The 24772-nt window shown below is 54.2% G+C and carries 21 protein-coding genes; 5 read left to right on the top strand and 16 right to left on the bottom strand.

All coding sequences use genetic code 11. The annotated features are described in order from the left end of the window. Positions 1-371: 371 nt before the first annotated feature. Both ACLD72_RS10700 and ACLD72_RS10705 read right to left on the bottom strand, forming a co-directional pair. A complete protein-coding gene (locus ACLD72_RS10700) occupies positions 372-629 on the bottom strand; it encodes a hypothetical protein (protein ID WP_410997156.1) in 258 nt (85 codons plus the stop codon). A 74-nt stretch (positions 630-703) separates the two neighbouring features. Next, the gene (locus ACLD72_RS10705) at positions 704-1714 is read right to left on the bottom strand and encodes an SPL family radical SAM protein (protein WP_410997154.1); all 1011 of its coding nucleotides are present in this window, start codon (positions 1712-1714) and stop codon (positions 704-706) included. 485 nt (positions 1715-2199) lie between these two features. Between ACLD72_RS10705 and ACLD72_RS10710 the strand changes: the two genes are divergently transcribed. Beyond that, on the top strand, positions 2200-2523 hold the full coding sequence (locus tag ACLD72_RS10710; protein ID WP_410997152.1) for a hypothetical protein: 324 nt from the start codon (positions 2200-2202) through the stop codon (positions 2521-2523). Between the two features lie 325 nt (positions 2524-2848). Here the strand turns inward: ACLD72_RS10710 and ACLD72_RS10715 are convergent, their stop codons facing one another. Then, positions 2849-3919, bottom strand: a complete 1071-nt coding sequence (locus ACLD72_RS10715; protein WP_458475747.1) for a GGDEF domain-containing protein — start codon at positions 3917-3919, stop codon at positions 2849-2851. Positions 3920-4144: 225 nt separating this feature from the next. Here ACLD72_RS10715 and ACLD72_RS10720 point away from each other — a divergent pair, with 225 nt between their 5' ends. Together ACLD72_RS10720 and ACLD72_RS10725 are read left to right on the top strand one after the other, a co-directional pair. Further along, complete coding sequence (locus ACLD72_RS10720; protein ID WP_410997148.1) at positions 4145-4900, top strand: threonine/serine exporter family protein; 756 nt, start codon at positions 4145-4147, stop codon at positions 4898-4900. Between the two features lie 26 nt (positions 4901-4926). Beyond that, entirely contained in the window at positions 4927-5382 is a 456-nt protein-coding gene (locus ACLD72_RS10725) for a threonine/serine exporter family protein (RefSeq protein ID WP_251590586.1), read from the top strand. A gap of 75 nt (positions 5383-5457) precedes the next feature. Here the strand turns inward: ACLD72_RS10725 and ACLD72_RS10730 are convergent, their stop codons facing one another. Beyond that, a complete protein-coding gene (locus tag ACLD72_RS10730; protein ID WP_128632030.1) occupies positions 5458-5571 on the bottom strand; it encodes an RCKP-type rubredoxin-like domain-containing protein in 114 nt (37 codons plus the stop codon). A gap of 85 nt (positions 5572-5656) precedes the next feature. Continuing rightward, entirely contained in the window at positions 5657-6490 is an 834-nt protein-coding gene (locus ACLD72_RS10735) for a GNAT family N-acetyltransferase (protein WP_410997146.1), read from the bottom strand. Positions 6491-6633: 143 nt separating this feature from the next. On the opposite strand from ACLD72_RS10735, the gene ACLD72_RS10740 reads away from it, so the two are divergent. Continuing rightward, positions 6634-7557 (top strand): AEC family transporter, encoded by a 924-nt coding sequence (locus ACLD72_RS10740; protein WP_410997416.1) that lies wholly within the window; start codon positions 6634-6636, stop codon positions 7555-7557. 901 nt (positions 7558-8458) lie between these two features. On the opposite strand, the gene ACLD72_RS10745 is transcribed toward ACLD72_RS10740, so the two are convergent. The 9 genes from ACLD72_RS10745 to ACLD72_RS10785 all read right to left on the bottom strand — a co-directional run bounded on the left by ACLD72_RS10745 (position 8459) and on the right by ACLD72_RS10785 (position 20552). Beyond that, positions 8459-10135, bottom strand: a complete 1677-nt coding sequence (locus ACLD72_RS10745; protein WP_458475748.1) for a ribulokinase — start codon at positions 10133-10135, stop codon at positions 8459-8461. A gap of 25 nt (positions 10136-10160) precedes the next feature. Next, positions 10161-11954, bottom strand: coding sequence for an L-fucose isomerase (locus ACLD72_RS10750; RefSeq protein ID WP_410997144.1), 1794 nt, complete (start codon positions 11952-11954; stop codon positions 10161-10163). A gap of 13 nt (positions 11955-11967) precedes the next feature. Next, positions 11968-12903: a dihydrodipicolinate synthase family protein gene (locus ACLD72_RS10755; protein ID WP_410997142.1), complete on the bottom strand. Its 936-nt coding sequence runs from the start codon at positions 12901-12903 to the stop codon at positions 11968-11970. Between the two features lie 505 nt (positions 12904-13408). Further along, positions 13409-14431 (bottom strand): LacI family DNA-binding transcriptional regulator, encoded by a 1023-nt coding sequence (locus ACLD72_RS10760; protein ID WP_410997140.1) that lies wholly within the window; start codon positions 14429-14431, stop codon positions 13409-13411. Positions 14432-15017: 586 nt separating this feature from the next. Further along, the gene (locus ACLD72_RS10765; protein ID WP_410997136.1) at positions 15018-16763 is read right to left on the bottom strand and encodes a methyl-accepting chemotaxis protein; all 1746 of its coding nucleotides are present in this window, start codon (positions 16761-16763) and stop codon (positions 15018-15020) included. Between the two features lie 157 nt (positions 16764-16920). Further along, positions 16921-17097, bottom strand: a complete 177-nt coding sequence (locus tag ACLD72_RS10770; protein ID WP_178075870.1) for a hypothetical protein — start codon at positions 17095-17097, stop codon at positions 16921-16923. A gap of 210 nt (positions 17098-17307) precedes the next feature. Beyond that, entirely contained in the window at positions 17308-18186 is an 879-nt protein-coding gene (locus tag ACLD72_RS10775; RefSeq protein ID WP_251590984.1) for a carbohydrate ABC transporter permease, read from the bottom strand. Between the two features lie 22 nt (positions 18187-18208). Further along, the gene (locus ACLD72_RS10780; protein ID WP_410997134.1) at positions 18209-19090 is read right to left on the bottom strand and encodes a carbohydrate ABC transporter permease; all 882 of its coding nucleotides are present in this window, start codon (positions 19088-19090) and stop codon (positions 18209-18211) included. A gap of 100 nt (positions 19091-19190) precedes the next feature. Then, on the bottom strand, positions 19191-20552 hold the full coding sequence (locus tag ACLD72_RS10785; RefSeq protein WP_410997412.1) for an extracellular solute-binding protein: 1362 nt from the start codon (positions 20550-20552) through the stop codon (positions 19191-19193). A 411-nt stretch (positions 20553-20963) separates the two neighbouring features. On the opposite strand from ACLD72_RS10785, the gene ACLD72_RS10790 reads away from it, so the two are divergent. Beyond that, positions 20964-21866, top strand: a complete 903-nt coding sequence (locus ACLD72_RS10790) for a transposase (RefSeq protein ID WP_458475749.1) — start codon at positions 20964-20966, stop codon at positions 21864-21866. A 361-nt stretch (positions 21867-22227) separates the two neighbouring features. Here ACLD72_RS10790 and ACLD72_RS10795 read toward each other — a convergent pair whose 3' ends face one another. Both ACLD72_RS10795 and ACLD72_RS10800 read right to left on the bottom strand, forming a co-directional pair. After that, a complete protein-coding gene (locus ACLD72_RS10795; RefSeq protein WP_410997130.1) occupies positions 22228-23013 on the bottom strand; it encodes a response regulator in 786 nt (261 codons plus the stop codon). Further along, positions 23010-24770, bottom strand: coding sequence for a sensor histidine kinase (locus ACLD72_RS10800; RefSeq protein WP_410997128.1), 1761 nt, complete (start codon positions 24768-24770; stop codon positions 23010-23012). The genes ACLD72_RS10795 and ACLD72_RS10800 overlap by 4 nt, the downstream gene beginning before the upstream one ends. Between the last annotated feature and the right edge of the window lie 2 nt (positions 24771-24772).

Consider the following 24772-nt stretch of genomic DNA (forward strand, 5'->3'; position numbering starts at 1 on the left):
GGCTCAAGACCAAAATCAGTGCTTGACAAAATAAATGATGACGGAGATGGGGGGTCTCTCCAAACCACTTTGCACGATTATCCCCTTGGTTCAGAAAGCCAAGTCACATGATCAAACGGGATAATCGTGCAAAGCCGCCGGATAGCGAGTCTCGCTCCAGGCCACGGTCTATTTCCGGCTTGACTGTCAAGCACTGATGATTAGGTTGAACCAAATTTGGGGCTCAACTTAGAAGTCGGCGTTTAATGGATACCTTGGAACAAGGAATTAATGCCGTGAACTATAGGAGCAATCGCTGCAATGCGAAAAACCGCAGGCGGCACCTGCGGTAAGGGTCTGGCCGAATATTCATAACGGATAGGGCATGGAAATTATTGATCAAGCAATTTTACAAGTTCATTTATTGGCAACCCTGTTACAGCCGATATTTGTTCAATGGGAAGACCTATCTTCAGCAAATTCTTAGCTGTTTCAACTTTTCCTAATGTTCTGCCTCTTTCTTCGGCAAGTTCTTCTCTTGCGATTTGATCGGCAATCCCTTTTTCACGCAATTCAGCCATCCGGCGAACTTCCTCGTCTGCACTTAAAAACGAAAGTTTCTGGTCGGCACGTTTTACCAATTGGTCCATGCTGATGACCTCCTTCAATTTTTCCTCAGGAATGTCTCCTTGTAAAAATAATAGCACCTAAAAGCTTCGCTGACTTAAAACGGAAAAGAAAGTTGCTCCACCTCCGGGGTAATTTCCCGCTCGGATACAGTGCAGGCTGGCTGCGGGACGGCCCCCGACTGCCAGGCCGGAGCCTCCGTGCCAGTGCCGGATGAAGCCTGGGCCCCGGGAGTTTCCGTACCGCCTAATCCGTGTTTGGCCAAAAGAGCGCGTGCCATCTTCTTAAAGCGGTCCGTGTACCATTGCTCCGCATAAGCTCCGGCATAAAGCGCCCGGTAGCGGGGCACTAGCTGGGGAGCATGCTGCTGCAGCGTCCGGAAATACCAGGCTTTCACGTCCGGCGATAGCCTAAGCAATGAAATCATGGCAAAGCCGGCGCCGTGCTCCTTGGCCGACCGGAGCAGGTTGTCCAAGCCTTCCTCCGAATCGGTCAAAAACGGAAGAACCGGGGCGGCGAATATGCCGACGGGAATACCGTGCTCCGCCAAGTATTTCACGGTAGCGAGACGCTTGCCGGGATGGGGCGAGGCCGGCTCCAGCTTGCGGATCAGCTCGGCATCGAGCGTATTGACGCTGATGTTCACCGAAACGCCGGGGATTTTGCGCAAAATGTCGAGGTCCCGCATCACCAGCGGAGAACGTGTCGTCACACTGGTATGAATCCGGTATTTGGCCAACACTTTCAGGCATTCCCGGGTGATCTGCTCTTTAGCTTCGACGGGCTGATACGGGTCGGTGGCCGTGCCGATCGCCACCTGCCCGACATGCCGGCTAACGGCCTCAATGTCGTATGCGAACTTTCGGGCCAAACCCGACAGCTGCCGCTCCAGCGCCTCCGCCGCATTTTCCTTGACCGAGATATGATATTGGAATTCGTCCTCCGCGCTTCTCCCGAGAAACGTCTGGAACGCCCTGGCATAACAGAAGCTGCAACCATGGCCGCAGCCGCGGTACGGATTGATCGACCATTCGAAAGGCATCGCTTCCTCCTTGACACGGTTTAACGTCGCTTTCGTCTGAATATGTTCATACCGGGTTTCGGGCATACCCTTCCCTCCTTGATTAATCTCCTGCGAAAAACATAAGGGCAAGAAATGGCGTTATTCCAGCGATCTCCGTTCATTTGAGAAAATAAAGGACATCTATGTCGCTATTTTCTCGAATCACAAGGAAATACCCGCATTCCGGACCATTCATAGGAAAATAAGTACATAAAATTCCACTAATGAGCATGAACATCCTGGATCCGGATAATAAGCACATAAAGTGCCGCTATTCTGTAGGCTGACGGTCAGCCTACAGTCGGTTGTTCCAGTAGCCGGCTATCAAGGCACCGATTTCTAGGTTGATCCTCATTTATGCCATTCATTTTTACCATTTCGTTAACCTTAGTATACCAAACATATGTTCTCATTTAAAGCAAAAATAAGTTCCAAATTTTTCAAGTGAAAGTTGCCATAAAAGCGAGAGGAACACCGGATTTTGGGGCAAACTTCAAAATAATCGCGAATTAAAAAGGAGGGACTTGTCCATGAATCCAACCGACGACAAAACCGCAGCGGATTTTGTATATGAAAGATACGGACTGTTAGCTGAGAACCGCCCGGAAAATGATATTCCCGACGATGATCTGCTGCACCACGATACGCGTGTAGCCCAGGGCATCAGCGAAAATGCGGACGAAGACGACCAAAGCAATATCACCAACCCCCCCGACCTGCTGTTCGGGGAGCTGCCCGACGTGCCTGACGCCGACGCCATCCAGAAGGACAGCCCGGTCGATCCGGTTTCGCCCGATCCGAACGCCATGCACGGCACCGATTTGTTAAACGGGTACGATGGGGATGAGGAATAGCGCGCCGTTGCCATTGGCCGCCTCATAAGGTCCAAGAAGAACCGCCGGAACAGTTTGCTCCGGCAGTTCTTTGATGTGCAGAACCACGCCTTAGCTGGGGAGAGCAGTTTTGATTGGAAAAAATCCAATAGATTGACGGAAATCGCACGTCATATTGAACCCTCGTTGGAAAAATTCCAATAGATTTCTCTCTAATCATGCGTTTGGCCCCCTGCTGAGTGTCATCTATTGGAAAATATCCAATCTAATCGTTGTATTTTCCACCTAATTTCCAATTCTATTGGATATATCCAATGACAGTGCCGATAATGCGCCGCATGATTAGTTAGATCGCCCGGCACAGCCGGTTGCGGCCCGTTTTTTTCGCCTCATACAGCGCCTGGTCCGCTTTGCTGATCAGCTCTTCCTGATGAACGTCCGGGTACGTTGCGCTGCCGGCGGAGATCGTTAGCTTGAGCTCCCCGCCACCCGGCAGGAGAAACAGATGCGACGCCACGTTTTGGCGCAGCCGTTCGCCGATCTTTTCGATCTGCTTCGCATCGCACTGGTCGACGAGGATGACGAACTCTTCGCCACCCTTGCGAAAAATATGATCGCCCGGCCGGAACGTATCCCGAAGCACATCGGCGAATTGCAATAAAATGGCGTCACCCGCCGGATGGCCATAGCTGTCGTTGACCTGTTTGAAAAAATCAATGTCGACAAACAACAGGGTGAAAGGCGTCCCGTTTCGGTTGGAGGAGGTGATTTTTTGCGCCATCATGGCCTCAAACGCCCGCGAGTTGTGCAGACTGGTTAAATAATCGCGAGTAGCGGCCTCCCTCATCATTTTCAGGGACTCGTTCGCTTCCCGTAAATGCTGAAGCATAGAATACGTAAACAACCCTGCGACAATAAATAATAGCGTATATGTTACTATTTCAACCCATGAATTTATGTTTAACACCAGCAAAAAGATAACCATAGTATTCGCGGCGGATAACAGCAAGGCCGGCATCCAGCTTTTTAGCGAAAGCTTTCGGACGCGGAGAAAAAGCAAGGCTATCAACAGCGTAATCAGCACATTAGCGGCGCCGACGATAGAATGGGAACTAAACCCATGCAAAAAAAACAGGCGGTACACCGCAATAATCAGCGTGGAAATGCCGCCGCTGATCCCTCCTCCCGCGTAAACGGCGATCAGAATAGGCAGCTGCCGGAAATCGGCAACCGTTTGCGTTCCTATCGGAAAGTTATAATACATCAAAACGACGCCGAACAACCCCAGCATCAATCCGAGCAACATGCGGGTCCACGGCGTGTTTTGTTGTTTGGACAAAAACCTGCTTCGAGTCATATAGCCGAAATATATAAAAGCCGTAAGCAAAGCAAAGTTGGCAAGTAAAGTGTGCAGCATCATGAACGTACCTCTCTGAAGGAAGTGCAGGCAAAACGATGGTTCATAATGCTAGCATAGCACAGAAATAGATGAAAAAGATCATCTCTCCTCCTATATTTCGTCATAATTCGACATTGATGCTCCGTGTTCCGGCTTGATGGCCTGCGTGTTATAATGGCTCTGAGATCAATGAGAGGGTGAAAAGGGATGAATGGGGCCGCGGATCTGAATGAGGGTGCGGATATGAACGAGGCTGCGGATTTACCGCAGGAGCCTGTCCAGGTATGCCTCTTGGCAGGAAAGATCATGCTGCAAAGCGGCGCGGAGACCTATCGCGTGGAAGATACGATGAACCGGATGGCCAGCGCACTGGGACTGCCTAGATCGCATAGCTATGTAACGCCGACGGGAATCGTTTTTCAATCCGGTGAAACGGAATCGGCCAAGTTGATCCGGATCGTCGAGCGCACGACCGATCTGCAAAAGGTCGCCGATGTCAATGATGTATCGCGAAAGCTGGCCGGCGGAGCGCTGACCTGTGCCGAGGCCCGCGCCCGGCTCCTGGAAATCGAGGTTGGCACAAACGCCTACCCGGTGGCGCTGCAAATCGCGGCTGCCGCGCTTTCCAGCGGCTGCTTCACCTTGATGTTCCGGGGAGGGCTGCCCGATTTCATTCCCGGGGTACTGTGCGGAGGCGCCGGATTTGCGGCTTTCCTCCTTTTTCACCGCCTGGTCAAAGTTAAATTTTTTGCTGAATTCACGGCCTCGCTGCTGATCGGATTGCTGGCGGCGCTCCTCGTGACGCTTGGCTTGGGCCGCGAGCTCGACAAAATCATCATCGGCTCCGTCATGCCGCTTGTCCCCGGTCTGCTGATCACAAACGCGGTCCGGGATTTAATGGCCGGTCATCTCGTATCCGGCTTGTCCCGCGGGGCCGAGGCTTTTCTTACCGCCTTCGCCATCGGTGCGGGCATCGCGGTGATGTTTACGTTGTTTTAATGACTTAAAGGAGATCTGTGGACGTTATGAACTCTGTCATCGGTCTTATCGTTCAACTATTTACCAGCTTTATCGCTTCTGCGGCCTTCGGCATTTTGTTTAACGCTCCTAAGCGTACGCTGCTTCAATGCGGCATTTCCGGCATGATCGGCTGGGCCGCCTATGTGCTGCTTGAGCAGAGGGCGGACGCCATTTTCGCCACCGTCACGGCCACGTTTATCGTCGGCGTGATCAGCCTCCTGTTTGCCAGATATTATAAAAAGCCCGTCATCATCTTCAGCGTCGCGGGAATCATCCCGCTCGTCCCCGGCGGCCTGGCCTATGACGCCATGCGCAAATTCGTGGAGAACGAGTACAACCTCGCTGTCCAGTTGGCCGCCCAGGCTTTTCTGATCTCAGGCTCGATCGCCATCGGGCTGGTGCTGTCCGAAGTGCTCGGCCAACTGCTGATCAGGTATCCGCATCGCATGAGAGGCAAATAGGCCCTGCTTACGCGGCCGGCATTCATCCGGAAACGTAAACAGGGCCTGTCCAACATTTCTATGATGTTTTAGAGATTACTGGGCGTCCGCTTTGACGAATTGGCCTTTCGCTTCGCATTTAGGGCATTTCTGCGGTTTGCAGCGTCCTTCCTTCGTTTCCCCGCAAGCTTCGCATTTCCATACCGCCATCCAAGCTCACCTCCCTGCCATCCTTTAACCCGAATTGTAGCAAGGATTTTCGCGGGAGGATGAGACAAACATCACACTCAGACCATTACTCCTCAATCACCGACTTCATCCAAAACGTGTTCATATACACCTGTTCAAAACCGGCTTTCAGCATGTTTTGATGACTGGCCGTACCGAATTCCACGTCAGTGTAAACCGTTTTTAAGCTGAGCGCTTCAGCAACCTGAAGACGGTGCCGGATCAGCGCCGTTTGCAAGCCTTGCCCCCGGAAATCCGGAAACGTAAAATCATTGGCCACATACCCTTCATCGCCGCGAATAAACAAAGAGCCCATCGCCGCCGGTTCCTCATCCACATAGGCCACAAAATTTTGAAAGTCATCCCGGCAAAAGTAGCGGCATTTCCGCTCAATCCCGTGCTCGTCCAGTTCGACTCCGCCCCCATTCGAGCGGCCGATCAGCGCGATAAACCGCTTTGCCTCCTCCGGTGTAGCGACCCGGCGAATGGATACCCGGGGAAGGGCGAAGTCCGCTCCGGATTCCAGTTCCTGCTTGAGAAAAACGAGCTGCAGCCTCGGAACAAACCGCTGCGACGCTAAAGCCCCCGCGACTGCGCTGTTTTGCTTGTCCGGGGTTATATCAAAGCAGGGCACGATATTTTCCGCCCCGTAATACCGCAGGATGTCCGGCAACTGTTCCACATCGGCCGGTCCGAATCCGATGACACGGTTATAATAACTCGACTGGGGCGACTGGCGGTCCATCAGCAGGGTTGCGCCGCCCATTCGGGCCGCCGTCAGTTTCGTTTCAAGATGCGATAACGACCGCTCGTTGTTGAACACCGTCAACTTCATTTCCAAAGCGGTAATCCGTTCCACATCCCTTAAAATCCGCTTCTTCTGCTCATGAGGGTTATCCATGTGAGCATCATCCTTTCCGCTTGCCTACTCCTCGTAAGCCTTCAAATCCGATCGCCTTCGAAACCATGGAGCATGATATAATAACAATCGGTTGCCTTTTTACTAGAATACATCTCTTACTGAAAGAAGTGAAGAACATCACGATGATCGGTGATATTATACTGGAGGTCGTCCTCCCCATTTTTGTGCTGATCGGGCTGGGCTGCCTGATGCAGCGTGCGTTCCGGCTCGATTTATACACATTGTCCAAAATCAATTTTTATTTCATCACCCCGGCGGTGGTGTTTCTAAGCATGTACCAATCCCAAATGTCCGCGGAGCTGCTCGGCAGCGTCACCGGTTTCTACGTATTGTATGTACTGCTGTTATGGGGTATAAGCATGCTGACGAGCCGCACCCTGAAGTTCAGCCGCGGGATGCGGGCCGCGTTTACGAACAGCCTCATCCTCGACAACTCCGGGAACTACGGGCTGCCGATCAATCAATTGGCGTTCAAGGGCGATCCGCTCGCCGTTTCGGTGCAGGCGTTGGTGATGACGTTTCAAAGCCTGGTCACCTTTACCTACGGCGTAATGTCCGTACAGCGGGCCAAATCCGGCGGGACCCTGAAAGCCGCCCTGATCGGATTTTTGAAAATGCCTGTCCCTTACGCCCTCGTGCTGGGCATGGCTTTGCATATTCTGGATCTTCCTTTGCCGGACTTTGTCTCGAAGCCGATGGGATATATCGCCGACTCCATGGTCGCCATCGCGCTGCTGACGCTTGGAGCGCAAATCATCAAATACCCGCTGCGGCTTGACCGTTTCGATGTCTATATCAGCGTAGCTCTTCGCTTGCTGATTGGCCCGGCGGTCGGCTTCGGTTTAATTCTGCTGCTGGGGCTGAAAGGCATCCCCGCCCAGGCGCTGCTGCTCGCCTCCGGCATGCCGACCGGCGTGAACAGCACGATTCTGGCCGAGGAATACGACAATGAGCCCGATTTCGCCTCGCAATCCGTGCTTATCTCCACCTTGTTGAACATCGTGACGATGACGGCGCTGATTTCGCTCACCAAATACGTGGGCTGACAGCGGCAGCAGCGGGCGGTTGCAGCGACCGACCGGGGGAGATCGGCGCGGCGCTTGCTGCTCCCGACAGGGGCGATCGGCGCGCTGTCTGCATGATTCAATTGCGACGCTCGGCTGCACCATTGGAAACGGCACAAGTAGCTCCGAGTTGTACTCGTTCGCCAGCCCTTATTGGTGTGACCCGGACATGCCGCTCTGCATAACGGTAACTTTTTCCGCTATTTTGACGCTTTCCCCCTTCTTCGGACAATAGCGGTAATTTTTGCGTCTATTCTTCCTCCTCCCCTTGGAAAGTCGCCATTAAGCCGCTCTCGCCGAACAATAGCGCCATAAAAATCCCCTATTTTGGCCATCATCCTTTGAACTGAAGAAATAACTCCCTTTTTTTCCTCTATTTCCTAAGATTAGGACTGGAAAGCGGTATCTGACAGAGGAGGTCGAATGCGTTAAGAAGTACGGAAATCTAACGGTTCTAAAGAGGCATTTTTCCAGGTTGATCCATTTCCTAGAATGGGTAAAACAAAACGCCAACGAATCCGCGAAACGTTAAGGGGAGCAAACGGCTTAACTCTCTTGTACAGCATCCCCATTAAATCTCGTCGGTTCGTTAGCGTTTTTAAACAATGCGCACCCTAGAGCCGGGCGGACGGGTAACATTTTCCTGCACCAACGCATACACATCCACTCGCCTTCCAGTTCGTACTTGCCGACCGGCAATGCGGAGAGACGGCCCAAAACCAAATGTTCCAAGCCCTTGCGAACGGCCGCCGGATACACCTGCTTTTCCCGCTCAAAAAACCTGATGTCGCCCGCGATCACCGGCGTTCGTTTCTTTTGACGCGGCCGTCGCCTTGCTCGGGCATCTCGGGATCGCGCTGTCTCCTGCGGCCGCGGCCTCCCGCTAAAGCCGCTGCAGCCGCTTCAGCCGCGCCATCGCCTCGCTGCCTCCACGCCCGAACAGATCGTGCAGTTCGGTATACTCCCTGTAAAGCTGGTCATACACCGCCCTGTACGCCGGATTCGGACGGTAAGTCTCCGTCTGCACGCGAGCCATTCGTTCCGCCGCTTCCTCGATGCGGTCATAGCCGCCGCAGTGCGAGCCCGCGGCTACCGCGCCAAGCATCGCCGCGCCAAGCGCAGGCGTCTGCGCGGAGGTGGCGATCTTGATCTCGCGGCCGGTAACATCGGCGAATATCTGCATCAGCAGCCGGTTTTTCCCGGGTAAACCGCCGCAGGCAAACAATTCACGCACCTTCACGCCCGCTGTTTCAAACGCGTCGATCACTTTGCGGGTACCAAAGGCGGTTGCTTCAAGTAACGCGCGGTAAATTTCCTCGGGCTTCGTTTGCAGCGTCAAGCCCATGATCAGGCCGCTGAGATGGGCATTGACGAGCACGGAGCGGTTGCCGTTCCACCAATCGAGCGCCATTAGCCCGTGTTCTCCCGGACGCAGCCGGCTTGCCCGCCGCTCCAGCCACTTGTGAACCGTTACGCCCTCGTTGTCAGCCGCCCGTTCAACATACGCCGGCACGCCCTGCTGCACGTACCAGCCAAACAGGTCGCCGACCGCCGCTTGTCCCGCTTCATAAGCGTACAGTCCGGGGATGATGCCGTCCCTGGCCACGCCGCAAATCCCTTCGACCGCCAGCTCCTTGTCGCTGAGCAGAAGGTGGCAGAGCGACGTCCCCATAGACAGGACCATCTGTCCCGGCTTGGTGGCACCAACGCCGGGAACCGCCGCATGGGCGTCGATCATCCCCGGAGCGACGGGGATACCGGGGTGCAGCCCCATTACGGCGGCCGCCTCGCCCGTCAACCGGCCCGCGGCCCGGCCCAACGGAGCGATCTCCCCGCGCAGCTTGGTCTCCGCGAAACGTTCGAATCGCGGATCGAGCGCCCGGTAAAACTCGGCGGAAGGGTATCCCTCCTCGTAGTGCCACAGCGCTTTGTAACCGGCGCAGCCGCTGCTGCGCTTCATCTCACCGGTCATCCAAAACACGACCCAGTCCGCCGCTTCAACGAAGCGATCCGCCGCAGCGTACACTTCGGGAGCTTCACGCAGCACCTGCAGTCCTTTGGGCACCATCCACTCGGAAGAGATTTTTCCGCCATAGCGGCTGAGAAAAGCTTCGCCGCGCTCAGCCGCCACGGCGTTGATTAGGTCCGCTTCCCCTTGGGCGGCATGATGCTTCCACAGCTTGACGTATGCGTGCGGTTCGCGGCGGTACGCTTCCTTTAAAAACAGCGGGGTTCCCGCTTCATCCACCGGCAGCATCGTGCAGGAGGTGAAATCGACACCGATGCCGATCACTTGCCCGGATGAAACACCCGCTGCTCCCAGCACCTCCGGCACGGATCGCCGCAGCACCTCCACGTAATCGCCGGGATGCTGGAGCGCCCACTCCGGGCCAAGCCGGATGCCGCAGCCGATAAGCTCCTCCTCCATCACGCCGTGCGGATAAGGGGTCACATGCCAGGCCAGCTCGCGCCCGTCCCTTACATCGACAAGCACCGCCCGCCCCGATGCGGTGCCAAAATCAATCCCGATCACATAACGCGGCTCCGTCTCCTTGTTCATGTTCATCACCATCCTTTCCGCTTCTCTATTTGTACAGCGGACCGAACGCCGCGCAGGCCCGGTAATCGGCGCCGACCGGATCGTTCGCGCCGAAGGCGTCCCAGGCGCTCGGGCGGAAAATCCGCTCCTCGGGCACGTTGTGCATGGTGACCGGGATGCGCAGCATGGCGGCAAGCGTCAGCCATTCCGACCCGATATGCCCATAGCTGGCCGCGCAATGGTTGGAACCCCAATGGCTCATCACCGCGTAAACGTCGCGGAACGGACCGGAACCGGTCATATTGGGGACAAACCAGGTCGTCGGCCAGGTCGGGTCGGAGCGGCGGTCCAGCGCCTCGTGCACCTCCGGCGGCAGCTCCACCGAATAACCTTCGGCGATTTGCAGCACCGGCCCCAGCCCGCGGATCAGATTAATGCGGGCGATCGTCAGCGGCATGCCGCCGCGCGTGGTGAAATCGGTGGAAAATCCGCCCGACGGGAAAAAGTCTTTCGCCGGACACCAGGCTACCGCATCAAGACAACGCTGGACCTCCTCCCCGCCGATCTCCCAAAACGGTTTCATCGCCGGCTGCCCTTTTAAGGTCTGTTCACCCGTACCGTCCAACGCGGCCGGGCCGGAATTAATCAGATGAATCACGCCGCCCGCCGCCCGGCCCGTCAACCGCTGTCCGGTGACGCGCTCCACCGCCTCCGGACTCCAGTAGGTCCGCACATCGGCGAAGATTTGTGCGCTTTGGCTGAGCTGGTGTCCAAGCAGCATCGTGACCGCGTTCAGGTTGTCGTTTTCGGTCGCCAGCACAAACGGTTCGCGGATGCCGTTCCAGTCGAAGGAGCTGCACAGCACCGCTTCCATGAAATCGCCGGTCGGCAGATGGTCGGTCCAGGCCCGCTGCCCCTGAAATCCGGCGGCGATTGCGTTATGGCCTATTGCTTCCTCGCCATAACCCATCTCCGCCAGCTGCGGATTTCCGACCATCAGATCGCGGGCGATCAGGGACATTTTGACGACGGTTTCCCAATCCTTCTCCTTCTGCTCCGCCGATCTTTGCCGTTCAGGGGGATTGACATCCTCTCCCTCGCGGCAGTTGGCTTTCGTCCAGGCCAAAGCTCTAGCATACTCCTCATGATCGTAAATTCCCCGCTCCATCCGGCGGATGAACTCGGTCATGTCGATATATTCGTTACGCATGCCAAGGTAGTTCTGAAAAAAGCCCTCGTCAACGATACAGCCGGCGATCCCCATCGAAACGCTCCCCATCGACAAATACGACTTGCCGCGAATCGCAGCGACCGCCAGTCCCGCCTTCGCGAACTGCAGCAGCTTGTCCTGGACGTCACCCGGAATGGTATCGTCACCTATATCCTGTACATCGCGCCCATAAATGCTGAACGCGGGCAGGCCCTTCTGATTATGCGCGGCCAGCGCGGCGGCCAGATACACCGCTCCGGGGCGCTCCGTACCGTTGAAGCCCCAGATCGCTTTCGGCATCCACGGATCTTCGTCGATCGTCTCCAGCGGATAACACCAGGAAGGCGTTACCGTGATCGTCAGGCCGACCCCTTCGCGCCGGAACTTCTCGGCCGTTCTGGCCGCTTCGCCCACACCGCCGATCGTCGTGTCGGCGATGACGCATTCCACCGGCAGCCCGTTTGCGTGGCGCAGCTTCCCGGAGAGCAGGCGGGCGCAGGCCTCGGCCAGCTTCATCGTCGGCTCCTCCAGGGACTCGCGGATGCCGCCCCGGCGTCCGTCAATAACCGGGCGGATGCCGATTTTGGGCATCTCGCCCGCCAGGCGATTTTCTATGATGGGCACGCTCATTTGTTTCTCCTCCTTATAATAAAAGTTGTGCGGACATCCTTTGGGACAAATCACGAAGCTGGCGGACTTCCAAACGGTTCGTTTCCGTGAAGCTTCGGTGGTCCTTGACCCGGCATACGTAATTGTCGAAAATAGTCTCCAGCATGAGATAATACTTGGCATTCACCGGGTACAACTGCTTTTCGATCAGGGAAGTCATACTGAGAAAAGCGATCAGTTCCTCCGCTTTCTCCGGCTGTACCCGCCAGTTTTGCAGCAGCCACACGTACAGGTCCGGTTGAAAATTGGCCATGACTCCGCTGTAGCCGTGCACGCCGAGCCTCCGTGTTTCCAGCAAGGTGGCCGTGTTGGCATTGTATATTTTCAAGTCGCTGTCCTGGGTGGCTTCCAGCTTGCGGCGGATATTGTCCGTATCGCAGCTCGTGTCCTTCAGGAAGCAAAAACGGCCGGTATCGGCGCTCCAGCGGAGCAACTCGGGCGAAATGAGCCGTTTGTAAGGGTAAGGGCATTCGTAAAAGCCGAGCGGTATTCCTTCCGGCAGTTCCTTCAGAAGCCGCTCCAGATTGTGCTGCCACACGTCGTCCCCTTCCTCTTCCCGGGCCAGCCGGTTGGTAATAAGCACGAGCGCGTCGATGCCCGTCTCGGCCATCGCGTTCAGCTCGCGGACCTGGTCGGCAAAATCGCCGGATATATGTCCCGAAGCGATGACCGGTACACGCCCCGCCGCCTTTTGCTTGATAAACGCGGCCAACTTCACCCGCTCTTCCAGACGCAAATGGAACATCTCGCTGGACTGGCATACGGCAAACAGCCCGGCCACGCCATGGGCGATATACCATTCCACGGCCCGCGCCTGCGCCTCGTAGTCGATTTCTCCGCCCGCCGTGAATGGCGTGACCATTGTCGGCCAAACGCCACCGGCCATCGGCGATTTACTCTGCGTATTCATGTGCTTCCCTCCACGTCGTCAATGTGTTTGCCTTATCCAAACTATTGTTATTCAATCGCTAACTAGTTGAACGATCCGGGAATAACGTATGCATGTCCCAACCGTAAAACGAATCCTAACGGACACCAGCGCCGTTATTTCGGTGAAATCAACAGTTTTCGAAATGTAACGGACACCACAGACCTTATTTGACACTTATGAGCACATATCCAGCCTTTTCGAGCAAATAGCGGCTCTCCTGTCCGTTAGAAATGAAAACGGCTAATTTTCAAGCAAATAAGGTCGTTTAGGTCCGTTAGCCTTCATGTAGACGGTCTGCTCGTCCCTATTCAAAGCAAATAAGTGTTTCTAAAAATGTAAGCGCTTTCTCATTTGCCGTTGCGGATGTGCCGTTGCGGATGTGCCATCACCTCCTGAGCTGAATATATATAGGCTTGCAACCTTTATTTTTTAACGGGGAGAAGCCTTGGGCCGCCCCCCGGTGCTGCCTCTAGAACAAGTTTGCTTAGCCGATCGGCCCGCCGCAGGATTTGCGCATAACGATCCGTGTTTCCATGTGTTTGGCGGCCTTTACATTTGTCTGGTACCGCATCATCTCGATCAGCAGCCTCAGAGACTCGCCGGCCATTTCCTCAACCGGCAGATGAACCGTCGACAACGTTGGGATCGTGTAGTTCGTCACCTCATCGTTATCGTAACCGATGATCTCCAGCTCTTCGGGCACCTTCACGCCACATTCGTCCAGCGCCTTTAGTGCTCCGACGGCCATCTGGTCGCTGAGGGCGAATATCGCCGACGGCCAAGCCCCGCCCTCCGGCTTCAAGCGTTTAACCGCCTCATAACCGCCCTGTTCCGAGAAGTCCCCGTAAACGCTCCATGCTTCGCCGGCATCCATCCCAAGCTCCGCGGCTTTGGCCATAAAGCCCTCCTCGCGCAGCCGGATCGCCCTGGAGGAAACGTCCGGAACGATCAGCCCCACCTTGCGGTGTCCGCGGCCATACAGCATCTCGGCCACCATCCCGCCGCTTTCGCAGCTGTCCACGCTGACGGAGGCGTATTTGTTGGAATCCCGCTGGTACAGCACCACCGGCACGTTCAAATCCGCCGTTTCCAGGAATTCGTCGTCCTCCTCCGTCGAGTTGGCGATAATCGCCCCGTTGAACCGTGTGCCGGTCACGAGGCTTTGAACCTCGCTCAGCTTCGAGCCCACGTAAGGGTGAATGAGCAGCTCGTATTCATCCTCCAGTTCACTCATCGCATGCTGCAACCCCTTCAAAAATCGTCCGACCAAAGCGGCGCGGGTGTCGAGCGTCCAGAACAGCGCAATGATCGGCAGGACAGTCTCCCCCCCGCTGCGCAAACGGCGCGCCGAGATGTTCGGCTGATAGTTGAGTTGTTTGGCAGCCTCAAGTATTTTCTGCTGGGTTGCAGCGGATATCCGGTATTTGTCCCCTTTGCCGTTCAGGACCATCGAGGCCGTCCCTTGCGATACGTTGGCAAGTTGGGCGATTTCTTTAATACTGGCCATGACTATAACACCTCGTTCATCATTCTTGGAAAAAACAAACAGCTTAACCCCCATTGTACATGGCCCTTAAAGACGAGAGCAATAAAATCCGCTGCACACGTTAGACAGACAGAGCTAAATCGTTTTGCTAAAACGTATTGCTAATACGTTTTTATTGTATTTTAAAAGCGCTTACATGTCAACGTATACTAACTAATTAATTTCTTCCGGCAAACTTATCTCTGACTTCTACCTTGGAGCGATTGGAGGCTCTTCCTAAACTTTGGACGTTGCTCTAACGGACACCAGCGACCTTATCCGCCCATTTCCCGGATATTTCCCAGGCTAACGGACACAGGCGACCCTATTTCGCTCTAAACCCGTTCATCCAGGACGATTTGAGGTAAATAAGGTCTTCCGTGTCCGTTGCATTTTGCAATCCTCCGTTTTTTCGAAAATAACGGCTCTGGTGTCCCTTAGCCCCCAGTTCCATCCCTCTTCTCCTCCCCTCTCTACCTGCGCATCGCCTTCTACCATGCCCGAATAATTTTATAAATTCTATAAGGTGAACAAAAAAGGGACGCCAGCAGGCGTCCTCACACTAAAATCAGACTTTAAACTTAGCGACCAAACTCTGCAGCTCTCCCGCCATACTGGCCAAAGTGGTGGCAGAGGCCGAGATCTCCTCCATCGATGCCAGTTGCTCTTCGGAAGCCGCCGCCGTACTCTGGGAGTTGCCAGCGGATTGTTCGGAGATCAGCGCTACGGCTTCGATCATCGCCACCATGTTTTGGGAAGAGGCGCTTACTTCCTGCACGATCGCGGAAACTTCCTGGGACTGGGAAGAAACTTCCTCAATCATCTTGGTGATAGTTTTGAAGCTGTTGCCCGTTTGCTGGACCTGTCTCAATCCTTCGTCCACAGCGTAGGTCCCCTCTTGGATGGCCATTACCGCGCCCTGTGTTTCATGTTGAATGTCCTGAATAATCGCCCGTATCTTTTCGGTGGCTGCGGATGACTGCCCGGCTAATTTACGGACTTCATTGGCCACCACGGCGAAACCTTTGCCCTCTTCCCCGGCTCTGGCCGCCTCAATGGCCGCGTTTAAGGCAAGCAGGTTGGTTTGGTTCGCTATTTCCGTAATCAGGGAAACAACCTCCCCGATTTCGCTGGATTTCTCCCCTAAAGAGTGAATCACGTTTGCCGTCGCTTCAACCCGCTCCTGCACCACGCCCATCTGCTCCACCGTTTGCTTAACCACTTCGTTGCCTTTTATGGTTTCCTCGTTGGCGCTTACGGCTGCCTCGGCAACCGCCTGAATCGAATAGGCGACCTGCTCCATGCCTTTTGAAATTTCACTTACCACCTCATTGGCATCATTTGCGGTTTTGACTTGTTGCTCCGCTCCAACCGCGACTTCCTGGGCGGAAAGCGCAATTTGTTCGGTGGCTTTAGAGGTTTGTTGGGCGCTTTCGTTTAATTCTCCGGATGAAGTCGCCACCTGCTCGGAGCTGCCCGACACATGACGAATCAGTTCCCTGAGGTTGCCGGTCATCGTGTTAAAACCTTCCGCCAGTCTTCCGACTTCGTCTTTATTTTTGAACGTCAGCGGCTCCATCGTTAAATCGCCGTTGGATACCTTTTCCACTTGGCCGGCCATAATGGAGATCGGCTTGACGATCGAGTTCACGAACAGCCCTGCGACCACCGCGCCGATCACCAAAGAGATCACCAGGGTAATGATGAGAATCTGCAGCACCTCATTGGCACCTTGATTAAATTCGCTCGCGTAAGCGCCTGAACCTACGATCCACCCCCAGTTTTCGTCCATTTCCACATAGGCAATTTTGGTTTCCTCTTTGCCGGTGATTGGATTGTTCCAGATGTATGTATAAAAGCCTCCCCCTGCTTTACCGAGTCCGAGAATCGTTTTACCCATTTCCACGCCATCTTTGGTCACGACCGTGTTCATATCCGCTCCTTCGTTGGCGGGATTCATTACGGAGATGCCATTTTTATCGACCGCATATAAGTAACCGCTTTGGCCAACCACGTATTTAGGGTTAATCGGCCGTTTGTTGTCGGAGCCTTTGGGTCCGAGGATCTCTTCACGAAACATGTCCTCTGCTTGCTCAAGCGTTAAATGTCCCGCTTTGACCTCTTTATCCAAATTGTTGATCATGGCGATTGCCAAACGAACGCTGCTTTTCAACTGTGCTTGGCCCGACACATCCAGTTGCTGCTTGGAAATAGTAAAAGCCAGGTAGCCAAGCAGAAGTGAGGGAACGGCCAAAAGCAAAAGACAAAGGATGAGAAATTTGGGGCGTAAAGCGTTCAAGCGGAATGTTTTCATGATGGGTGGTATCTCCTTTGTGTGATATTTTCGCCATTATACTACGTATTTCGACATATCTATATATAAAATTAAGGGTATTCAAAATAAAAATACCCCTTACGAAAATAAGGGGTATTTTGCCGATCGCATCCAAACTATATGATAAAAATCTCTCTTAGCTGCCCGCTCTCGCGTTCCGTTCCTGTTCGTTTTGATGCAGTTCCTTAATAAACCGCTGCAGCAGGAAGGTGTCCTGATGCCCCAATCCGTGCTGGTTCTCCTTGGCAATCATTCGGCCGATCCGTCTTTTCAACAATTCGCTGCGACGCTCAAATGCATCCCCATTACTCAAGCTGTCCACTCCTTTTTATACTTTTTGCGCTTAGTCCTTTTAAGTATAAAAGTTTCGAGGGTGCGCTGAAAAACCGCTTCACTTCCGGTATGACCGGGGATGCCAGCGAGAGGGGCCATGAAAGCGCCCACTTGCTGAGCGGGCATAAACATGCTCCCGTTTGCTCCCAGTTCCTCTTGTTTTTTGCATTATCGCGATAAAGCAATGAATTCAGCCTTTGACCGATCCCGCGGCGATTCCTTCCACAATGCGGTTGCTCATGATGAAAAAGGCGAGCAGAATCGGCAAAATGCTGATCATCAGCGTCGCTCCGATCGCGCCCCAATCGGTCGTATACTGGCCGATGAAGTTCTGGACGCCTACCGTCAGCGTTTTGAAGTGGTCCGAGCTGATGAAGGTGTTGACGAATATAAATTCGTTCCAATTATAAATCATGTTGATGATCGCCGTCGTCGACAGCACCGAAGCGGTCATCGGCAGGATGATCCGGAAGAACATCCGGTGGATCGAGCAGCCGTCCATAATGGCGGCCTCCTCCACTTCCTTCGGCAGCGCGTAATAAAACCCGAGCAAAATCATAATCGTAATCGGCAGGTTAAACGCGGCATAGGAAAGGATGACCGACAGCGGATGATCCGTTAAGCCGATTTTCAAAAACAGGCTAAACAGTGGAATCAGCGTCGAGTGTACGGGAATCATCATCCCAACCATAAATAAACCGAGGACAAACGAGCTGCCCTTCCATCTCATGCGGGTAATGGCAAAGGTGACGAAGCTGGCCAGCAGTACGGTCAAAACAAGCGATACGGCGGTGATCCATACGCTGTTCAGGAAATAAACGCTGATGTTGCCCTGAGTCCACACCTTTTCGTAGTTCTCCCAGCGGGGATGCGCCGGGATGGAGAAAGGCGGCATATTGAAAACTTCCTGATTGTTTTTTAGCGAAAAGAACAGCAGCCAAATCAGCGGCAAAATTTGCAGCGCCGCCACAAGGACGAGCACGATATAGAGCAGGCTGTACCCCAGCTTGCGGCCGAACTGCAGACCGGGACCGGACACCGCCGGTTCCAAACGGATCGATTTTTCCATTTCCATCAGTGGCCCCTCCTCCTTAGGAATATTGAACCGTGTCGTCCGAGGCTGTTAATTTGCGGATCAGCCAGGTCGCAACCAGACAGATCAGCAGCAGCGAGAACCCGATCGCGCTGCCGTAACCGAAGTCGAAGCCGCGGAAAGCCTGATGATACATGTAGGAGGCCATCACTTCGCTCGCTCCGTTGGGTCCCCCGTCGGTCATGACATAGATCAGATCGAAATATTTAAGCGAACCTACGATAGCGAGTACAATCGTCACTTTAATGACTTCCACAATCAGAGGCAGCTTGATGCGAAAAGCGATCGACATCGCACCCGCACCGTCGATGCGCGCCGCTTCCACCAGCGATTCCGGGATGTTCTTCAGCGCAGCGTAATAGATCAGGATGTAAAAGCCGGCATACTGCCAGATGATCGGCACGAACAGGGCGTATAGCACCATCGACGGCTCCGCTAGCCAGGACGGCGCGTCCGTAATGCCGATCGAGGTCAGGAAGCTATTGAGCACCCCGTTGGAAGGGTGGTAAATTTTCAGCCACAGCTGGGCGATCGCAACCGAGGACAACAGCATCGGAATCAGGTAAATTTTTCGAAACAGGTTGGCTCCTTTAATCTTTCCGGACAAGACGAGCGCAATCAGCAGGTAGCCGATCAGGCTAAACCCGGAGAAAACGGCCAGCAGCAAGGAATGGTAGGCGCTTTGCCAAAACATCGGATCTTTCACGAGCGTGCTGTAGTTGGCAAGGCCAATAAATGTCATGGCTCCGATGCCGTCCCAGTCCATCAACCCGTAGTAACCGGTCAGTACAATGGGAATATAGATCATGGCCATGATCAGCAAAAGAGAAGGCAGCACATACATCGCAATGACCCATTTATTCGACATGACCTTGTTCATAAGGTTTCTTCCTTTCTAGCGGCCCGCCTTAGGCATCTCGAAACTTTCGAAACTTCTTTTGGCGAGCCGCGGTTCATCATCCTTTTCTATTTATCATGCCTTACTCCCCTTTTTGCAGGGCCGCTTCATGCTCCTTGGCGAAATCCTCCGGCGTGACCGCTTTGCCGAACAGCGCCTGAATCATGTTCAAGTGCGTTTGCGCCGCGTTTGGTTTCATTTGCACGTCGGCGAACAACGTCAGGTTGCTGGCATTATTCAGCTCATTCAGCAGGTCGATGTACATTTGCGGAAGATCGGAGGAAGAGGTGTCCACTTTCGTGGCCGGAATAACCCCCGCCGTGCTGACCGATTCCGCGCCCCATTTGCCGATGAAGTACTCCACGAATTTTTTCGCTTCGTCTTTGACTTTGGAGTTTTCGGCGACGAACAAGCCTACACCAGGACCGCCGACCCAACTGTTGATGTCGCCTTTGCCGCCTTCTACCGTCGGGAATTTGAAGAAGCCTACCTTGTCTTTGAATTCCTGCGGCACGTCCGGATTCGACGTAAAGTTCGGAATTTCCCAAGTACCCATCAGGTACATCGCCGCTTTTTCGTTCATGAATTCGGACTTGCCTTCATCGTTGGATAAGCCGTTAAAGCCTTTGTTAAACGCGTTCATATCCACCAGCTTTTGAATTTCCGCAGCGGCCTGGATCAGCGCAGGGTCTTCAAACGACCCGGAGCGGTCGATCGCTTTCTTGAGCGTTTCCGGTCCGCCGAGGCGATCCGCCAGATACATGTACCACAGCGAACCGGTCCAGCGGTCTTTGTTGCCGAGGGCAATCGGAGCCACGCCGTTATCTGACAACGTTTTCACGACTTGCAAAAATTGATCGTATGTCTGCGGCACTTGCAAATTGTATTTATCAAAAATCGCTTTGTTGTAATAAATCGGCGAAATGTTCAGTTCGATTGGCAAACCGTACGTTTTTCCGTCTACGGCGTAAGCGTCTGTCGTGCCCGGAACGAATTTATCCTTCAATCCACCGTCCAGCAAATCGTCGAGCGGGGTAAACAGGTTTCCTTTGACGTACGGATCCATAAACCCTGCCGCCCAGGTCACGCCGACATCGGGAAGCTCGTTGGAAGCGGACAAAATTTTCAGCTTGTTTTTGTACTGCTCGTTTTCCAACACTTCCTGCTGAATCGTCACGTTCGGATGGTCGGTTTGATATTGGGTAATGATTTCGTTGACCAGTTTATTTTGCTGGGCCGAGCTGCCCTGCGGCCACAGATGCATGAACTTGATGGTGACTTTCTCGCCGTCCGCCGGTTTGGCCGCTTCGCCGCCGGCATTGGCGCCCGCATTTCCTCCGCCGCCGCTCGCCGCACCGCCGTTTGATTTCCCGCCGCAGCCGGCGAGCACCAGCAACAGTGAAAGCGCGATCAAAAGGATTGATGCTGTCTTTTTGTTGGACATTTGCATTTGTTACATCCCCCCATCATTATTACGGTTTCATGTAACCGCTTTACCTGAATTCTAGCACCTTCGTTTCGTCCCCATAAGATCACGCTCATTAGCTAAAATTCCACTTTTTTTAGGTTGTTTCATATCATGAAAATACGTTCAAAATGAGCAATATTCCTGCATGTAAAGACTGAGGTGGCTGTCTATGTATAGCATTCGTGTCTTGGTGTCCCTGCATGCTGCTTTGCACCATTATCCCTTTCGTTCAGTGGGCAGGGTTTGGGGGCTAGGGTAAGGGAATTAATAAGGAACAAATAAGGCGGTTCAGGTGAGATTTTCGGCTTGATAAGGGAACGTACGTTTGATATAATGAAGTAAATCGAACGCACGTTCGTAAATTCTTGATTCGGAGGGCGAGTGAACATGGATGTCAATGCGGGAACAGAACTTCAATCATTCAGCAACCGTTTTAACAGCGAGCAGGCCTGCATGGAGGCGCTGATCGCGATGAAGTGGCCGAACGGCTTTGTCTGCCCGCGCTGTGCTCACACCCGGTGCAGTCGTTTGACTTCCCGGCATATCCCCTTGTTCGAGTGCGCAAAGTGCAAGCATCAAACGTCGGCTTTGGTCGGCACGATTTTTGAAGGAACACATCTGCCCTTGCTCAAGTGGTTCGAGGCCCTGGAGTTGTTCCTGCTCCCGGACGGCATCTCGGCACTGCGGCTGAGCCAGGTGATCGAGGTCACCTACAAAACCGCCTGGTTGATGCTGCATAAAATACGCCATGCCGTCGGAGAGTTCGATGCCCGGGAACTGCTCTACGGAGACGTGAAGGTGAACAGCGATTTGTATGGGCGTAATCCGTCCCGGTGTCAGCTTTCGCATCCGTATGCCACAGCGGTTATAGCGGGATGCACGGTCACGGAGTCGGGTGAGCCGGAGCAGGTCAAAATCCGCCTGGTGCCGCATAAGAGAGGAGACGGACAAAGAGCAAACCGTCACGAACTCGCTGCGTTCATCAACGGGCATGTGGATGCCCGTACATCGGCAGTACAGTCGTTCCCTCTAGCCTTTCGTCTGTATGCACCCTTGCGGAAAGTGTTGAGAGAGGCGTGGGAATCGCTGAAGAGTACATATATAGCCTTGGGACCGAAGCATCTGCAGGCGTACCTCAACGAGTATACCGGACGCCGCCGGCTGCACCTGCCCGGAGCGAAAGAAACGATGCGGCAGAAGTTGCTGCGCATGTGTGTGGCGATTCCGGCGATCCCTTACCGTCGGCTGATCGCCCGCCAACCGAATCAGCCCCTTGCGGCTGCGGCCTGATAGAAGTGCTTGAACGGTATATTGGCATTGATGCAAACGGATTCAGGTTGCAGCCAAAACCTGTCTAATGATCTCGAACATGACTACTTCTTACAAATATATCTTCTTCTCCTAATTTTATCTCTTTCTCCTAATTTTATCTTTTTCTCCTGATTTTATCTTCTTCTCCTGATTTTATCTTCTTCTCTGCTTCCCTGATCAAACGGGATAATCGTGCAAAGCGTCCGGATAGCGGATGTTGATCTGCCGCCCCCCATCCCATCGTCCTCCTCTGCCCTCACACTTTCAACGCCCTTCCGGCTTTTCTTGCCACAACCGTACTTTTCCTGCTAAGTTTATATAATTCTCCTACCTTTATATATCAAAAGTTCTTGACGCTGTTTCTGTACTTGCTTGGGCTCATGCCTTCGAACGATTTGAACACCTTGATAAAATATTTGTCCGTTTGATACCCGACGCGTTCGGCGATTTCGCCGACGGGTAAGGACGTGCGCAACAGCAGTTCCTTGGCCCTTAGCATTCGCAGCCGGCTGAGGTACTCGCTGAACGTCATTTCCGTCTGTTCCTTGAACAAGACGCTAAAATAACTCGGGTTCAAATGCAGCATATCGGCCATCTGACGTAACGTCACCGGCTCGTGCAAATGCCCGTCCAAAAACCTGAGTGCTTCGCGGATCGACGGATTGTACCGGGTATCGGTCTCCTTCGTCTCCAGCAGCCGCGGGTCGACCAGCTTCTCCAGCGTTTCAATCCGGTGCCGGTCGTCCTCGATCGTCAGCGCCTGCTCCACGGCCTGCACGAGCTTATGCTTATCCACCGGCTTGAGCAAATAGTTGACGACACCAAGCTGCATCGCTTTTTGCGCATAATCGAATTCCGGGTAGCCGGAAATGATGATCGCCACCGGTTTAAACGGCTTATGCTTCTGCTGCATTTCGATGAGCTCCAGCCCGCTGATGCCCGGCATGCGGATGTCCGTGATCAGCAGATGGGCGGCGTGGTTTTCCAGCCACGCCAGCGCCGCCTGGCCGCTCTCCGCCGCTTCGATCCGGTAGCGCCCGCAGGACCAGGCCTCCAGCGTTTTGGCAAAACCTTGCCTCGTTCTCGGCTCGTCTTCCACGATCAGAATCGTTTTGGAATGAATCATACCGCTCCCCCATATTCGCTCGGAATTTCAAAGCTCACCACCGTGCCCTCTCCCGGCCGGCTAAATACATCCAGTCCTGGCCTTGCGGCCTGTTCCTTATCAAAATAAAGCCGCAGCCGGCGCTGCACGTTGACGATGCCGAACCCGGTTCCTTTGGACGACAGGGCCGGACCGCCGTCCAGCGCCTGCCTCAGCTTGCGCAGCATCTCCTCGTCCATGCCGGGGCCGTTGTCCCGAACCGTAATTTTTACGCAACCTTCCCGGCCGGAAGGCGATGCGTTCACCGTTACCATACCCCGGCCTTCCTTCGTCTCCACGCCGTGCAGAATCGCGTTCTCCACCAGCGGCTGGATCAGCAGCTTGGGAATTTTCACGTTCCCGAAAGAGCCGGCTTCGATCGACCAGGTCAGGCGCTCACCCAGTCGAATGTCCATAAGCTGTAAATAATGCTCGACATGCTCCAGCTCTTCTTCGACGGTGACCCATTCGTCCTGATTCGGCCTGCTGATGATATACCGGAACAGGCTGGACATGCTGACGACGAGGCCAGCCAATTCCTCTTCGCCTTTATCCTCCAGCGACCAATAAAAGGCCTCTAGCGTATTGAACAGAAAATGCGGATTGATTTGCGCCTGAAGCGCTTTCAACTCCGTCCGGCTTTGCAGCAGTTCTTTTTCGTAAACGACGCGGATCAATTCGTTCATGTTGTCGACCATCTGGTTGTATGTATTGTTCAGCTCGTTGATCTCCATCGTGTTGGAGAACATCGGGTTGGGCTGCAGCACCCCAAAGCGCGCGCCCCGCATCGCCTTGATCAGCTTGAAAATCGGCCGGGTGATCATTGTCGACAGCAGCAGCGACATGATCAGGAACAGCAGCACCCCGATCGCGCCGGATACGAGCACGGCCGTGCGCAGGGCGGAAATCCCGCTCGTGACGTAGCTGACCGGCGTAAAGAAAACAAGCGTCCAGCCGGTAGGCTCGGATTTTTGCTTCACCTCAATAAATTCCTGCCCGCCGATCGTAATGTTTTTCCCCTCGTTGGCAAGCAGTTCGGACAGATTCAGCGCTCCGGCCGACTGGCCGAAATTGGAAGCGATCGTGTGCAAATTGCCGTCGACCAGCAAAATATATTCGCCGCCTCCTCCGTTCATCTGTTCCTGGAGCTGGAAGTAGGTCCGGTCGATCCGCACCATCAGATATCCCCCGGACGAAAACCAGCGGTCAATCAGGCTGACGCGCCTTAACGCAAGCACCGAGCTTGGATCGCGGGGATCGGCGCCGATCCAGACGAGATCCCCTTTCCCCCGGTCGGCTGCGGCGATCCACTTTGGATCGATCGTGTCCTGCAGCGGAATATCGTTCAGCGGGAACAACCGCCGGTAATCGGTCGTATACAGCTCCAGCGATTTAATCCCCGTGACGTAAGACTGGTAGTTTCCCAGAATCGATAGAAGGGATTGGCGCGCGCTGAACGGCGTCTTCGTCCCCTCCACTTCGGACAGCAGCAGTTGCTGAATGCTGCCATCCGTCGCCACCTGCGTCGACAGCGTTTTGATCTGGGCGAGCAAAGCGTCAAGCCGGCCGTTGGCCTGCAGTGCGGTTTGGCCGATATGCTTCTCCGCGTTGTTCTCCAGCAGGGCGGAGCCCTGGGTGTAGGTCAGGATGCTGGCGAGCGTAAGCACGAGGACCATGGCAAGCATAAAGCCGACGAAAATTTGATTTTTTAAAGTGAACCACCTTTTCGGTCTTCTCACCT

This window comes from Paenibacillus lacisediminis (assembly GCF_046567315.2).

Coding starts and splice junctions, on each gene's coding strand:
- ACLD72_RS10700 (WP_410997156.1), bottom strand. CDS start 629: ATGGACCAATTGGTAAAACGTGCCGACCAGAAACTTTCGTTTTTAAGT.
- ACLD72_RS10705 (WP_410997154.1), bottom strand. CDS start 1,714: ATGCCCGAAACCCGGTATGAACATATTCAGACGAAAGCGACGTTAAAC.
- ACLD72_RS10710 (WP_410997152.1), top strand. CDS start 2,200: ATGAATCCAACCGACGACAAAACCGCAGCGGATTTTGTATATGAAAGA.
- ACLD72_RS10715 (WP_458475747.1), bottom strand. CDS start 3,919: ATGCTGCACACTTTACTTGCCAACTTTGCTTTGCTTACGGCTTTTATA.
- ACLD72_RS10720 (WP_410997148.1), top strand. CDS start 4,145: ATGAACGAGGCTGCGGATTTACCGCAGGAGCCTGTCCAGGTATGCCTC.
- ACLD72_RS10725 (WP_251590586.1), top strand. CDS start 4,927: ATGAACTCTGTCATCGGTCTTATCGTTCAACTATTTACCAGCTTTATC.
- ACLD72_RS10730 (WP_128632030.1), bottom strand. CDS start 5,571: ATGGCGGTATGGAAATGCGAAGCTTGCGGGGAAACGAAGGAAGGACGC.
- ACLD72_RS10735 (WP_410997146.1), bottom strand. CDS start 6,490: ATGGATAACCCTCATGAGCAGAAGAAGCGGATTTTAAGGGATGTGGAA.
- ACLD72_RS10740 (WP_410997416.1), top strand. CDS start 6,634: ATGATCGGTGATATTATACTGGAGGTCGTCCTCCCCATTTTTGTGCTG.
- ACLD72_RS10745 (WP_458475748.1), bottom strand. CDS start 10,135: ATGAACAAGGAGACGGAGCCGCGTTATGTGATCGGGATTGATTTTGGC.
- ACLD72_RS10750 (WP_410997144.1), bottom strand. CDS start 11,954: ATGAGCGTGCCCATCATAGAAAATCGCCTGGCGGGCGAGATGCCCAAA.
- ACLD72_RS10755 (WP_410997142.1), bottom strand. CDS start 12,903: ATGAATACGCAGAGTAAATCGCCGATGGCCGGTGGCGTTTGGCCGACA.
- ACLD72_RS10760 (WP_410997140.1), bottom strand. CDS start 14,431: ATGGCCAGTATTAAAGAAATCGCCCAACTTGCCAACGTATCGCAAGGG.
- ACLD72_RS10765 (WP_410997136.1), bottom strand. CDS start 16,763: ATGAAAACATTCCGCTTGAACGCTTTACGCCCCAAATTTCTCATCCTT.
- ACLD72_RS10775 (WP_251590984.1), bottom strand. CDS start 18,186: ATGGAAAAATCGATCCGTTTGGAACCGGCGGTGTCCGGTCCCGGTCTG.
- ACLD72_RS10780 (WP_410997134.1), bottom strand. CDS start 19,090: ATGAACAAGGTCATGTCGAATAAATGGGTCATTGCGATGTATGTGCTG.
- ACLD72_RS10785 (WP_410997412.1), bottom strand. CDS start 20,552: ATGTCCAACAAAAAGACAGCATCAATCCTTTTGATCGCGCTTTCACTG.
- ACLD72_RS10790 (WP_458475749.1), top strand. CDS start 20,964: ATGGATGTCAATGCGGGAACAGAACTTCAATCATTCAGCAACCGTTTT.
- ACLD72_RS10795 (WP_410997130.1), bottom strand. CDS start 23,013: ATGATTCATTCCAAAACGATTCTGATCGTGGAAGACGAGCCGAGAACG.